Origin of the sequence: Actinomadura sp. NPDC048955 (genome assembly GCF_040649435.1) — a bacterium.
Taxonomy (GTDB): domain Bacteria; phylum Actinomycetota; class Actinomycetes; order Streptosporangiales; family Streptosporangiaceae; genus Spirillospora; species Spirillospora luteofluorescens.
Genome location: NZ_JBEZJI010000008.1, coordinates 43,752 through 55,793, shown reverse-complemented (window position 1 = coordinate 55,793; position 12,042 = coordinate 43,752). Strand labels below are relative to the sequence as shown.

Here is a 12,042-nt window from a genome sequence, read left to right as displayed (position 1 = left end):
ATGTGGGATCCGGGCCCGGCGCGTCAGGTCCGCGACGGTGCGGGGCCCGAGGGCAGCAGCGCGGCGATCTCGGGCTTGAGCAGGCCGCGGACGTTCGCGTACGAGGTGCCGAAGTTCAGGTTGCCGCAGCCGTCACTGCCCCCCGCCAGGAGGGAGATCTCGAATCCGTTCGGGGTGAGGAAGGGGAACAGGAACGGCCCCGGTTTGGCGGTCGACCCCTGGGTCCCGCGCGGGGAGAAGTCGGCGAGCGCGAACCCGTCGGGGCCGCAGTCCCGCCACGGGCGCTCGTTCGGCGCCGGCTTCTGCGGGACGAGGGTGTTGAGCCGGCTCACGCCGGCCGCGGTGAGCGTCGAGGGCTTGAAGATGTCGGCCGCGGTGAGCCGGCGGCCGGTGCGCAGGTCGACGGTGACGACCTCGCCGCCCGGGGAGCCGTCGGCCTGCTGGCAGTTGTCCGACAGCAGGTAGTAGCGGACCGACACCAGGCGGGGGCCGCGCAGCCCGAGCCTCGTCTCGGTGCCGATCTTCGCGGGCCTGCCCTTGCAGAAACGTGGAGCGTTCTTCTTCCACACCCCGACGAGCCAGTCGATCGGCTCGCGCAGCTCGGCGTTGACGCGGCGCTCCAGCGCGGGGTCCTTCAACCCGGTGACCTTGGGGTACTGCGCGTTCTGGATCTCGATCGCCGGGTCGGTGAGCTTGCGGTTGTCGGCGACCAGGGTGACGACGGCGGCGGGCACGGGCGCGGGCCGCGAGGGCTCGTCGTCCTGCACCGCGTAGACACCGCCCGCCGTCCCCGCGACCACGGCGGCGCCCGCGGCGGCCATCGCGCCCTTGCCGGCCGCGGTGGCGAGGAAGCCCTTGCTCACGGCCGCGCCCGCGGTCCCCGCACCGCCGGCGCCGCCCGCGCCGCCCGCTCCGGCGGTGCCCGCCGCACCCGCCGCGCCCGCGCCCGCCGCGGCGGACGCGCCGGGCGTGACGGCGAGGGCGCCGAGCGGGAACAGCGCGGCCAGCGCGACCGCGGCGCCCGCCAGCGCGCGCACGCCCCGCTGCTCCCAGTCGCCCCCGTACGCGGCGACGGCGGCGATGTCGAGCCGCGTGACGAACTCCGCCGCGCCCGGCGGCCGCCGCCCCGGGTCCTTCGCCATCCCCTGGAGGACGAGCTCGCGCAGCGGGCCGGGCACGTCCCGCACGTCGACCTGCGCGGTGAGGTGCTGGTTCATCAGGGCCGCCCGGTCGGCCGACGCGAAGGGGCGGTGCCCGGTGACGCACTCCACGAACACGCACGTCGCGGCGTACACGTCGGTGGCGGGGCTGGCGGGGTCGCCGCGCCACTGCTCCGGCGCCATGTAGACCGGCGTCCCCGAGATCGAGCTGCCGCCCGTCAGGACGGCGATGCCGAAGTCCACGAGCTTGCTCAGCCCGTCGCCCCGCACCACGACGTTCGCCGGCTTGTAGTCGCGGTGCACGACCCCGACGGCGTGCGCGGAGGCGAGCCCGAGCAGCGAGCCCTTCAGCACGAGCAGCGCGGCCTCCGGGGTGAGGGCCCCGTTCTCGCGCAGCACCTCCTTCAGGGACGCGCCGTTCACCGCCTCCATCACGATCGCCGCGCCGTGCTCGCCCTCCACGAACTGGTAGAGGCGGGCCACGTACGGGCTCGTCAGGCGGCCGAGCATCTGCGCCTCGGACCGCAGCGCGTCGACCGCGCCGGGGTCCCCGCCGGCCAGGTACTTGATCGCGACCGGGGTCCCGGAACCCGTGTGGCGGGCCAGGACGACCCGTCCCTGCGCGCCGCGCCCGAGCTCGCGCTCCTCGGTGAACCCTGCCAGCCGCCAGTCCATCCCGCTCTCCCGCCGCTCTTCAGATCATGCTTCACAGGACGGTGACGCCACCGCGTGAGGAAAGGTTCGCGGAAAGTCGGCACGACCGCCAGATCCGGACACGGGTCTGAGGCCCGGGGAGGGCCGGTGAGATGGGACACACCGGCCGCGGCGCGCACGCGGGCCCGGGAGCGTTCGAAGCCACAGGTCACGGGCCGCACTTGTCATTCCGTGACAAAGCGCGGAGGAAAAGCGCGGCCGGGAATGCGCGGAAGGAATGTGCTACAACCCGTTGGGGTTCGCCGACCGCGAAAGGATCTTCATGGGCGCAGCGGAGGCTCTCGCAGGGATCGTCGACACCGAGCGCTATCCGCTGGCCGCGCCGGGCGGCGCGGGATGGGACGTACTCGTTTCCCGGACCAGGGACGAGCTGGAGAAAACGGGCTGCTGCGTGCTGCCCGACTTCATTCGCCCGGCATTGCGGGACGCGCTGCGCGCGGAATGCGGGGCGATCGCACCGCACGCGCATTACGACGTGGAAACGGTGAACGCCTACAACATCGACGTGAGCACGCCATTGCCGGAGGACCACCCCGGGCGCCTCACCGTCGAGCGGGGCAACGCGTTCGTCGCCCGCGACCACATCCCCGCCGGGTCCGTCGTCCACCGGCTCTACGCGAGCGGGGTCTTCCAGCGGTTCGTGGCGGCCTGCTTCGGGCTGCCCCGGGTCCACGAGCTGGCCGACCCGCTGTCGGGGCTCGTCCTCAACGTCGTCAACCCGGGAATGGAGCACCCCTGGCACTTCGACACCAACGAGTTCACCGTCAGCCTGCTGACGCAGGAGCCCGAGGACGGGGGCGTCTTCGAGTACTGCCCGAACATCAGGTCGGCGGAGGCGGAGAACTTCGGCGACGTGCGCCGCGTGCTGACCGGGCACGGCGGCGACCTCGTCCGCGGGCTCACGCTCCGCCCCGGTGACCTGCAGCTGTTCAGGGGACGGTACTCGCTGCACCGGGTCGCCGCGGTCCGGGGGGACACGGCGCGGCACACGGCGATCCTCGCCTACAGCGAGCGCCCGGGGGTCATCGGCAGCGTCGCGCGCACGAGGCAGCTCTTCGGCCGCGTCCTGCCCGAGCACCTGGCGGCGGAGGGACGCGCCGTCAGGGTCGACCGGCTGCTGGACTAGGAGGCACCGCCCGTGCGCACGGACGCCACAGGGAAGATCTCGCTCGACCACATCTACACCAGCCCCGATCCCCGCGCCTACTTCGGCACGCTGCGCGAACTCCACTACGACATCCCGGAACTGGCCAAACCGCACTTCCAGCGGCTCATCGCCGAATACCGGGAGGCGCGCGGCGTCCCGGTCCCCACCGTTCTCGATATCGGCTGTTCCTACGGCATTAATGCGGCTCTGCTGAAATACGGCGTGACGATGGCGGACCTGTACGATCGCTACGGCGGTCCCGACGCCTCCGGACGCACGCGCGCCGGCCTTCTGGCCCGAGACCGGGAGTTGGTCCGTTCCCGTGAAGCGACGAACCGCCTGCGTTTCCTCGGCCTCGACGCATCCGACAGCGCCCTTTCCTACGCGCTCGAAGCGGGCTTCCTCGACGGCGCCGTCCACGCGGACCTGGAGAGCGGCGAGCCGACCGCCGGGCAGCGCGCCCAGCTCGCCGGAACCGATCTGGTCATCTCGACGGGGTGCCTCGGCTACGTCACCGAGCGCACCCTCGCCCGCGTCGTCGAGGCGCACGGGGAGCGCAGGCCGTGGATGGCGCATTTCGTGCTGCGCATGTTCCCGTTCGACCCGATCGCCGAAGCGCTCGCGGCCGCCGGGTACACGACCGTCCGCCACGAGGGCCTGTTCCGGCAGCGGCGGTTCGCGACGCCGCAGGAGCAGGAACTCGTCCTGGACCGGCTCGCCGAGGTCGGCGCCGACCCGGACGGCCTGGAGACCGGCGGCTGGTTCTACGCGCAGCTCTACATCAGCCGTCCACGCGACTGACCCCTTCCGACCGGTCGCGGACACGTGACCCGGGGAACGAACAGAACAAGAGGATCGATGTGAACGCCGGCCAAGAACTGTCGTCCCGCACCTTCGGCAACGAGGAGCGCCTGCCGCGGGTGCCGCTGCCCACGCTCGACGCCACCTGCGAGCGGTTCCTCGAATGGTGCGGACCGCTGCTGACCGCGGACGAGCGGGCCCGGACGGAGTCGGCGCTGGCCTCGTTCGCCCGCCCGGACGGCCCGGGCCGCACGCTGCACGCGGCGCTGGAGCGCTACGACGCGAGCGAGGGGGTGGAGAGCTGGCTGGACACGTTCTGGCCCTACCGCTACCTCGGCCGCCGCGACCGGATCGCGCTGAACGCCAACTTCTTCTTCCTGTTCAAGGAGTCGCCGGAGGGACAGGTCGAGCGCGCGGCCGGGCTCATCGCCGGGGCGCTGGACTACAAAGTGCGGCTCGACCGGGAGGAGATCCCGCCGGTCGTGCAGCGCGGCCGCCCGCTGTCGATGGCGCAGAACCGGTACCTGTTCTCCACGACCCGCATCCCCGGCGCCGAACAGGACACCGTCCGCGCCCCCTACACCGCCGAGTGGCCGGGGCCGTCGGACGCCCGCCACATCGTGGTGCTGTTCCGCGGCAACATGATCAAGATGGACGTGCTCGGTCCCGACGGCCACCCCCACACGCTGGAGGAGCTGCGCGAGGGCCTCGGTTCCGTGCTGAAGGCGGAGGCGGCGCCGGAGCCGTCCGCCGGGCACCTCACCACCAAGGCCCGCGCCGAGTGGGCGGCGAGCCGCGAGGCCCTGCTGGCCCTCGGCAACGCCAAGGCGCTCGACGACATCGAGACCGCCCTGTTCTGCGTGTGCCTGGAGGACCTCGTCCCCGAGACCACGCTCGACGCCTGCGACCACCTGCTCCACGGCGACGGCGCCGGCCGCTGGTTCGACAAGGCCGTCTCCTTCGTCGTGTTCGGCGACGGCACCGCGGGCATCAACGTGGAGCACTGCGGCCTGGACGGCACCACGATCCTCAGCTTCGTCGACGCGCTGCTGAGCGACCCCCCGGAGAAGCTGTCGCAGCGGTCGGGCGCCCGGTCGCAGGGGCTCCCGGTCGCCGAGGCGATCGAGTTCACTCTGGACGACGCCCTGCGGCGCGACATCGGCGACGCCGCGGCGGCCTTCGCCGCGTACGGGGCGGCCACGGCCACCACGACCGTGTCGTTCGACGACTTCGGCACCGAGCACATCAAGCGGCTAAAGATGTCGCCGGACGCGTTCGTCCAGATGGCCTACCAGCTCGCCCACAAGCGCGCGAAGGGCCTCGTCGGCGCCACCTACGAGTCGATCGCCACCCGTCAGTACCGCAACGGGCGCACCGAGGCGATGCGCGTCGTCACCCCCGAGGTGTTCCGCTTCGTCGAGGCCATGGACGATCCGGCGGCCGGCGCCGGGCCGCGCCGGGACGCCTTCCGCGCCGCCGCCGACGCCCACGTCCGGCGGGCCAAGGAGTGCCAGGCGGGGCAGGCGCCCGAGCAGCACCTGTGGGAGCTCCAGCTGATCCAGAAGCGGCGCGGCGCCGAGCTGGGCGTCACCGAGCCGCTCCCGCTGTTCGAGTCCCCCGGGTGGCTCGTCATGCGGGACGACTACCTGAGCACCAGTTCCGCGCCGTCGGTCAACATCCGGTACTTCGGGTTCGGCTCGACCAGCGAGCAGTGCATCGGCGTCGCCTACGTCCTGCTTCCCGACCGCCTCAACGTCTACCTGAGCACCCCGCGGCCGGTGGCGGACGCGATGCTGGAGTTCGCCGGCCGGCTCCGCGAGGCCGTCAGCGAGCTGCGGGACCTGCTCGCGTGATCACCTTCCGGGTCTCGCCGGCCGGTGCGTCCGCCCGATCGGGTAGAGCCAGCGCCGGAACACCCGGCTGAGCCCGGGCATCACGAGGACGGTGAGCAGCGGGATCACGATGACGGGGAACGTCAGCGCCCGCAGCGGCAGCGGCCACGACTGGGTCAGCGGCGTGACGAACGCCTGCAGGAGCAGGGCGAGCGGGTACACGGCGCAGAAGGTGACCACGATCATCTTGAGCTTGGAGGGCGGCGGGACGGACTCGCCGGGCAGGCTGAACCACGTCTCCAGCCCGGTGGTGTCCTGCCGGTGCTCGTCGGCGATCCCGCTGACCCGCTCGATCCACTCCGCGCGCTCGTCGGAGTGCAGCCACCGGTCGAGCCGCTCCTGGTCGGCGAAGTTCACGACCGTGTAGTACCGGTGCCGCGACCCCTCCGCGCGCAGCCAGGTGGCGCCCTGGTGGCCGGAGTACCGGGTCGCGACCTCGTGGAGCCCCTGCGCCCACTCCTCGAAGTCGCGCTCCCGGCCCGGCCTGACGTCCCAGGTGAACACGATCGTGACGGGCTCGGTCTCCGCTGAAGCCATGGCTGAGATCTCACCCGTCCCGTCCGGTCCATGCGTATTCGTCCCGATCAGGTGGCGGCGAGCGCCTCGGTGGGGCTGAGGCGGGACGCCCGGATCGCCGGGTACAGGCCGGCCACCGCGCCGATGAGCAGGGTCGCGGCGACCCCGCCGAGCACCGCCCACGCGGGGATGACGACCGGCCATCCCTGGGACACGGCGTAGCCGGCGGTGACGAGCGCGCCGGCGGCCGCCCCGCCCGCGCCGCCGAGCGCCGACAGCAGCAGCGACTCCGCGAGGAACTGCGTGCGGATCTGGCCGCGGGTCGCGCCGAGGGAGCGGCGCAGCCCGATCTCCGACCGGCGCTCCAGCACCGAGATGACCATGGTGTTGGCGACCCCCACGCCGCCGACCAGCAGCGCGACCGCGCCGAGGCCGAGCAGCAGCCCGGTGAACGCCTCGCCCGCCGCCTTCCTCGCCGCCAGGGCGTCCGACGGCCGCGACACCTCCACCTCGTTCGGCGCCTCCGGGTTCGCGGTCGCGCCGAGCACCTCCCGGACGTCCTCGACGCTCGCCTCCGCCGACCGCGTGTAGATCGTCGTCGGATGGCCGTCGAAGCCGAGCCGGTCCTGCGCCGCGGCCCAGCCGACCAGCGCGGCGCCGTCCAGCTCGGGGGCCAGCTCCGCCGGCTCCAGGATGCCGATCACGGTGAACCAGCGCCCGCCGATCAGCACCTGGACGTCCGGCGCCGCGTGCCCGATCCCGAGGCGCCGCGCGGCGGTCGACCCGAGGACCGTCGCGGGGAAGCCGCCGGTCGCGGCGTTCAGCCACACCCCGCCGCGCAGCCTCGCCCCCGTCGCGGCGCGCAGGTCGGTGCGGGCCGCGTACGCCGAGATCCCGTTGGTCTCCGCCTCGGGGATCTTGCCGGTCCGGTAGACCTTCGCGCCGTCCACCAGCCCGGTCGCCGACACCTCCCGGACCGGGGCGATCCGGGCCACCATGGCCTCCGACTCCAGCGGAAGCTGCGCCTTCTCGCCGGTCAGGGTGCTGCCGGGCGAGACGGTCAGCAGGTTGGTGCCGAGCGCCGCGAGGGTCCGGTCGAGGTCGGCGCGCGAGGAGGAGGACACCCCGACGACCGCGACCATCGCGGCGATCCCGATCGCGATGCCGAGCGCGGACAGGAACGCCCGCAGCGGCCGGGTCCGCAGGCCGACCGCGCCGACCCTGAGCACGTCGCCCGGCCACAGCCGGGCCGGCTGGAGCGTCCCGGCCGTCATCGCGCCGCCCCCGCCATGCGCGGGCCGTCGCCCGCCGGGCCGTCCCCCGCGGAGCCGTCCGCGGAGTCGGCCACCACCAGGCCGTCGCGCATCCGGACGCGGCGCGGCAGGGCCGCCGCGATCTCCCGGTCGTGCGTGATGACCACCACGGTGGTGCCGGCGGCGTGCAGCTCGCGCAGCAGGGTCATCACCCCGTCGCCGGACGCCGAGTCCAGCGCGCCGGTCGGCTCGTCCGCGAGCAGCAGCGCGGGCTCCCCGGCGACCGCCCGCGCGATCGCGACCCGCTGCCGCTCGCCGCCCGACAGCTCGTGCGGCGCGTGCTCCAGCCGGTGGCCGAGCCCCACCCGCTCCAGCGCCGCCGCGGCCCGCCGCCGCCGCACCGCCGGGCGCAGCCCGGAGTACAGCAGGCCGTCCGCGACGTTGTCGATCGCCCGGGTCCCCGCCGCCAGGTGGAAGTGCTGGAAGACGAACCCGATGCGGCTCGCGCGCAGCGCCGACAGCCGCGCGTCCGAGAGCCGCCCCACGTCGTGGCCGTCGACGCGGATCTCGCCCGAGGTGGGGCGGTCCAGGGTGCCGAGCATGTTGAGCATGGTCGTCTTGCCGGACCCGGACGGGCCGACGATCGCGACCAGCTCGCCCGCGCCGACGTGCAGCGACACCCCGGCGAGCGCGTGCACGCCGCCCGGGTAGGACTTCCGCACGTCCCGCAGCGTGATCATTTCGGTACCCCCACGAGCGCGCCCTCGGCGATCCCCGCCCCGGAGACCTCGACCTTCCCGTCGGCGAACAACCCGGTCTCGACCGGGACGTACGACGACGTCCCGCCCCTGACGACCTCCACCCCGAAACCGCCCTCCCGCAGCGCGACCAGCGCCGACACCGGCACCGTCAGGACGTTCTCGCGCCGGCCCGCGGTGAAGCGGACGTCGGCCGAGGCGAGCGCGTAGCGGGCCGCGGCCTTCCGGGCCGCGGCGGAGTCGAGCCAGATCGTGACCTCCACCTTCGTCGCCGGGTCCTCGTTCTGCCCGCCCGGCTCGATCACGGTGGTGACCTCGTCGATCTCGGCCTCGACCGGCCGCCCCTCCGGCAGGGTCACCTCCACCCTGGCGCCCTTCCTCGCCAGCCGCTGGTCGGCGGTGTCCAGCTCGACCGTGACGGCCTGCGTGGTCCCGGTGTAGCCGAGGATCTTCTTGCCGGGCGCGGCGGGCTCGCCCGGGGTGGCCGCGAGGGTCTCGACCCGGACGGGCCCGGCCGCGTACGCGACCCGTCCGACCTCGACGGTCCCGGTCTGCGGCGCGCCGATGTCGTCCTGCCATTCCCGGACGGCCTCGGCGGTGCCCGAGGTGTACTCGCCGTCCACGGTGAAGCCGCCGTAGCCGAGCGCGCTGAGGTTCTTCTCGAACCGCTTCACGTCGGACCCCTCGGTCCCGGTCCGCAGCGGCCGGTAGGACGGCTTGGACCCGTACATCAGCACGACGGGATCGCCGTCGAGCTCGTACAGCCGGTGGCCGCGGGTGACCTCGTCCCCGCTCTCGGGCAGCCAGGTGATCGTGCCCCTGGCCTGGCTCGTCGCCGTCAGGGTCGGGCCGTAGCCGAGCTGCCCGTCCTCGGTCTGGGTGTCGCTGAGCGTCTCCCTCGCCACCTTCGCCGTGCCGGGCGGCAGGGCCGCGGCCCGCCCGCCGCCCCGGTCCCCGCCGGTGGCGAGCGCCGCCGCGGTGGCGGCGCCGCCCGCCGCGACGACCGCGGCGACGGCCAGAGCGATCCTCAGGCGCGGCCGGCGCCGGGCGCGGCGGCCCTCCCGCTCGGCCGGCGCGCGCTCCGCGACGGTCTCCCCCGTCACTTCCCGCCGCCCTGAAGGACCTTGTCGCAAGCCTGCCGCGCGGTCTCCAGGTCCGGGTCGTCGCCGACCGTGTTCTTGTCGATCCGGATGCCGGGCTGGTTCGGGTCGGGGTCCGGGAACTTCTCCACGCCGTTCTTGCGCATGCACGCGGCGAACTCGCGCGCCCGCTCCTGCATCTTCGGATCGGGCGCGCCGGTGCGGTCGGCCATGGGGTTGTACTGCCGGCACGCCTCCATGGCCTTCTCCATGACGGCCTTGTCGCCCTTGGACTGGATCCGGATGCCCCCGCCGGGCTTCGGGTCCTCCATGTCGATGCCGTGCTCGCGCATGCACTGGGCGAACTTGACGCCGCGCTCCTCCGGGCTGAGCTGCTCGCCGCCCTGCTTCGCGCCGCCCTGCTTCGCGCCCCCGTTCGCCGAGGCCACGGTGTCGTCCTTGCCGTCCGAGCCGCACCCGGTCAGGGTCAGCGCCAGCGCGAGCGGCAGCACGGCCAGGATCCTCAGTCGCATGTCTCCTCCTCGTTCCCGGCCGGAGCGGTTCCGGCCGGCGAGGAGCGATGCAACCCGGCGGCGCGTTTCCCCCGCGTTTCCGCTCCCGGGCGTTTCCAGGGGGAGGCGTTCACTAACGGAAACGAAACACGGCCTCCGGCACCATCGGCGTTCGGAGGAGGCTTCATGAGAGTGCTGGTGGCAGAGGACGAGCGGCTCCTGGCCGACGCGATCGCCGAATGGCTGCGCGACGACGCGCACGCCGTCGACCTGGCCCACGACGGCGCGGCCGCCCTGGAGCGGGTCACGGTCAACGACTACGACGTGGTCGTGCTGGACCGCGACCTGCCCCTCGTCCACGGCGACGACGTGTGCCGCGAGATCGTCCGGGGCGGGGGCGCCGCGCGGGTCCTGATGCTCACCGCCGCCGCGGAGGTCACCGACCGCGTCGACGGGCTCGGCCTCGGCGCCGACGACTACCTGACCAAGCCGTTCGCGTTCCCCGAGCTCGCCGCCCGCGTGCACGCGCTCGGCCGCCGCTGCCGCCCGGCCGCGCCGCCGACGCTGCACCGCGCCGGGATCACCCTGGACCCGGCGCGCCGCGAGGTGTTCCGGGACGGCCGCTACGTGCCGCTCGCGCGCAAGGAGTTCGCCGTCCTCACCGAGCTGCTGCGCGCCGAGGGAGCCGTCGTGTCCGCCGAGCAGCTCCTGGAGAAGGTGTGGGACGAGCACGCCGACCCGTTCACCGGCGCCGTCCGACTGACCGTCCTCAAGCTGCGCCGCAAGCTCGCCGACCCACCCGTCGTCGAGACCGTCAAAGGAGCGGGGTACCGGATCCCATGAGGCTGTCGCTGCGCGCCCGGCTCACCCTCACCTACGGCGGTCTGTTCCTCGCCGCCGGGGTGGTGCTGCTCGGCGCGACCTACGCCCTGTTCGACCAGCAGCTCTCGCGGTCCGGGCCGAAAGTGCTGGCCACCCGGCTGAACCCGGCCCCCGGCACCGCGCCGCCGGCCGGGGTCTCGCAGGAGGCGGCGCAGGCGAGGGTGATGGCCGACACCGACCGCTGGATACGCGACCAGCGCGAGGAGCTGCACGACGCCGCCGTCACCTCCCTGGTCACCCAGGGGTCGATCGCGCTGCTGGTCGTCGGGGGCGCCGCGGCGGGCTTCGGCTGGCTGATCGCGGGCCAGGTCCTGTCGCCGCTGCACCGCGTCACCGAGACCGCCCGCCGCATCGCCGGCTCGCCCGCCGCCGACCGGGGCCTGCACGAGCGCATCGCGCTGCGGGGCCCCCGCGACGAGGTCAAGGAGCTCGCCGACACCTTCGACACGATGGTCGAGCGCCTCGACCGCTCCTTCGACGGCCAGCGCCGCTTCGTCGCGAACGCCTCCCACGAGCTGCGCACCCCGCTCACCCTCGGCCGCGCGCTGGTGGAGGTGGCGATGCACCGCGAGTCGGCGTCCCCGGACGTCCGGCAGCTCGGCGAGACCCTCCTGCAGATCAACGCGCGGCACGAGCGCCTCATCACCGGCCTCCTCCTGCTCGCCCGCTCGGAGAACGAGATCACCACCCGGGCGCCGGTGGACCTCGCGGACGTCGTCGCCCACGTCACCGCGCAGACGGCGCTCGAAGCCGACGGTTCCGGCATCACCGTCGAGGCCGACACCGCCGAGGCCATGACGGCGGGCGACGCGCTCCTGCTGGAACGCGTCGTGCAGAACCTGCTGGAGAACGGGCTGCGGCACAACACCGGCTCCGGGTGGGTCTCCCTGTCCTGCCGCACCGAGGGCGGCCGCGCCGTGCTGGAGGTCGCCAACTCCGGCCCCGCCGTCCCGCCCTACGAGATCCCGGCCCTCTTCGAGCCCTTCCGCCGGCTCGACGGCGACCGCCTCGTCACCGCCAAGGGCGCCGGTCTCGGCCTCTCCATCGTCCAGTCCATCGTCCGCGCCCACAACGGCACCGTGACCGCCGCCCCCCGCCGGGAAGGCGGCCTCACCGTCACCGTCGCCCTCCCCTCCGCGGACCCGGACCCCGAGACCGCCCCCCGCCCCGGCCCACTCGCCACCCGCACCTAAGCACGCTGTGTTTCAAAGTCCCGGCCCACTTCGCTCGCCTGGCGGCTCGCTACGTGACCGAGCCTGGGCGAACGCGGCATCGCTCCGCGATCTGCCCGGCTCCGCTCGCCTCCGGCCTCGCTCCACCGGCCAGGT

The 12,042-nt window shown here is 73.9% G+C and carries 11 protein-coding genes; 5 read left to right on the top strand and 6 right to left on the bottom strand.

The window, feature by feature from the left end; genetic code table 11:
• Window positions 1-23 precede the first annotated feature (23 nt).
• A complete protein-coding gene (locus AB0C84_RS10850) occupies window positions 24-1,835 on the bottom strand; it encodes a serine/threonine-protein kinase (protein ID WP_361063877.1) in 1,812 nt (603 codons plus the stop codon).
• A 301-nt stretch (window positions 1,836-2,136) separates the two neighbouring features.
• Between AB0C84_RS10850 and AB0C84_RS10845 the strand changes: the two genes are divergently transcribed.
• The 3 genes from AB0C84_RS10845 to AB0C84_RS10835 are packed head-to-tail and all read left to right on the top strand — an operon-like array spanning window position 2,137 to window position 5,675.
• Window positions 2,137-3,000: an arpA protein gene (locus tag AB0C84_RS10845; RefSeq protein ID WP_361063874.1), complete on the top strand. Its 864-nt coding sequence runs from the start codon at window positions 2,137-2,139 to the stop codon at window positions 2,998-3,000.
• A gap of 12 nt (window positions 3,001-3,012) precedes the next feature.
• Window positions 3,013-3,822: a class I SAM-dependent methyltransferase gene (locus AB0C84_RS10840; RefSeq protein ID WP_361063871.1), complete on the top strand. Its 810-nt coding sequence runs from the start codon at window positions 3,013-3,015 to the stop codon at window positions 3,820-3,822.
• Between the two features lie 59 nt (window positions 3,823-3,881).
• The gene (locus AB0C84_RS10835) at window positions 3,882-5,675 is read left to right on the top strand and encodes a choline/carnitine O-acyltransferase (RefSeq protein WP_361063868.1); all 1,794 of its coding nucleotides are present in this window, start codon (window positions 3,882-3,884) and stop codon (window positions 5,673-5,675) included.
• Here the strand turns inward: AB0C84_RS10835 and AB0C84_RS10830 are convergent, their stop codons facing one another.
• Genes AB0C84_RS10830 through AB0C84_RS10810 form a run of 5 tightly spaced genes read right to left on the bottom strand, consistent with a single transcriptional unit; the run spans window position 5,676 to window position 9,853 of the window.
• Window positions 5,676-6,251, bottom strand: coding sequence for an antibiotic biosynthesis monooxygenase (locus AB0C84_RS10830; protein ID WP_179843608.1), 576 nt, complete (start codon window positions 6,249-6,251; stop codon window positions 5,676-5,678).
• Between the two features lie 47 nt (window positions 6,252-6,298).
• Window positions 6,299-7,504 (bottom strand): ABC transporter permease, encoded by a 1,206-nt coding sequence (locus tag AB0C84_RS10825; RefSeq protein ID WP_361063864.1) that lies wholly within the window; start codon window positions 7,502-7,504, stop codon window positions 6,299-6,301.
• Window positions 7,501-8,223 (bottom strand): ABC transporter ATP-binding protein, encoded by a 723-nt coding sequence (locus tag AB0C84_RS10820; protein WP_361063861.1) that lies wholly within the window; start codon window positions 8,221-8,223, stop codon window positions 7,501-7,503. Before AB0C84_RS10820 ends, AB0C84_RS10825 begins: the two co-directional genes overlap by 4 nt.
• The gene (locus tag AB0C84_RS10815) at window positions 8,220-9,344 is read right to left on the bottom strand and encodes a peptidoglycan-binding domain-containing protein (protein ID WP_361063858.1); all 1,125 of its coding nucleotides are present in this window, start codon (window positions 9,342-9,344) and stop codon (window positions 8,220-8,222) included. Before AB0C84_RS10815 ends, AB0C84_RS10820 begins: the two co-directional genes overlap by 4 nt.
• Entirely contained in the window at window positions 9,341-9,853 is a 513-nt protein-coding gene (locus AB0C84_RS10810; protein ID WP_361063855.1) for a hypothetical protein, read from the bottom strand. Before AB0C84_RS10810 ends, AB0C84_RS10815 begins: the two co-directional genes overlap by 4 nt.
• A 165-nt stretch (window positions 9,854-10,018) precedes the next feature.
• On the opposite strand from AB0C84_RS10810, the gene AB0C84_RS10805 reads away from it, so the two are divergent.
• Window positions 10,019-10,675, top strand: coding sequence for a response regulator transcription factor (locus AB0C84_RS10805; protein ID WP_361063852.1), 657 nt, complete (start codon window positions 10,019-10,021; stop codon window positions 10,673-10,675).
• Complete coding sequence (locus tag AB0C84_RS10800) at window positions 10,672-11,907, top strand: HAMP domain-containing sensor histidine kinase (RefSeq protein ID WP_361063849.1); 1,236 nt, start codon at window positions 10,672-10,674, stop codon at window positions 11,905-11,907. Before AB0C84_RS10805 ends, AB0C84_RS10800 begins: the two co-directional genes overlap by 4 nt.
• The last annotated feature ends 135 nt before the right edge of the window (window positions 11,908-12,042 follow it).

Excerpts from the sequence above, each read along its gene's own strand:
- AB0C84_RS10850 (WP_361063877.1), bottom strand. The coding sequence starts at position 1,835 with ATGGACTGGCGGCTGGCAGGGTTCACCGAGGAGCGCGAGCTCGGGCGC.
- AB0C84_RS10845 (WP_361063874.1), top strand. The coding sequence starts at position 2,137 with ATGGGCGCAGCGGAGGCTCTCGCAGGGATCGTCGACACCGAGCGCTAT.
- AB0C84_RS10830 (WP_179843608.1), bottom strand. The coding sequence starts at position 6,251 with ATGGCTTCAGCGGAGACCGAGCCCGTCACGATCGTGTTCACCTGGGAC.
- AB0C84_RS10825 (WP_361063864.1), bottom strand. The coding sequence starts at position 7,504 with ATGACGGCCGGGACGCTCCAGCCGGCCCGGCTGTGGCCGGGCGACGTG.
- AB0C84_RS10820 (WP_361063861.1), bottom strand. The coding sequence starts at position 8,223 with ATGATCACGCTGCGGGACGTGCGGAAGTCCTACCCGGGCGGCGTGCAC.
- AB0C84_RS10810 (WP_361063855.1), bottom strand. The coding sequence starts at position 9,853 with ATGCGACTGAGGATCCTGGCCGTGCTGCCGCTCGCGCTGGCGCTGACC.
- AB0C84_RS10805 (WP_361063852.1), top strand. The coding sequence starts at position 10,019 with ATGAGAGTGCTGGTGGCAGAGGACGAGCGGCTCCTGGCCGACGCGATC.
- AB0C84_RS10800 (WP_361063849.1), top strand. The coding sequence starts at position 10,672 with ATGAGGCTGTCGCTGCGCGCCCGGCTCACCCTCACCTACGGCGGTCTG.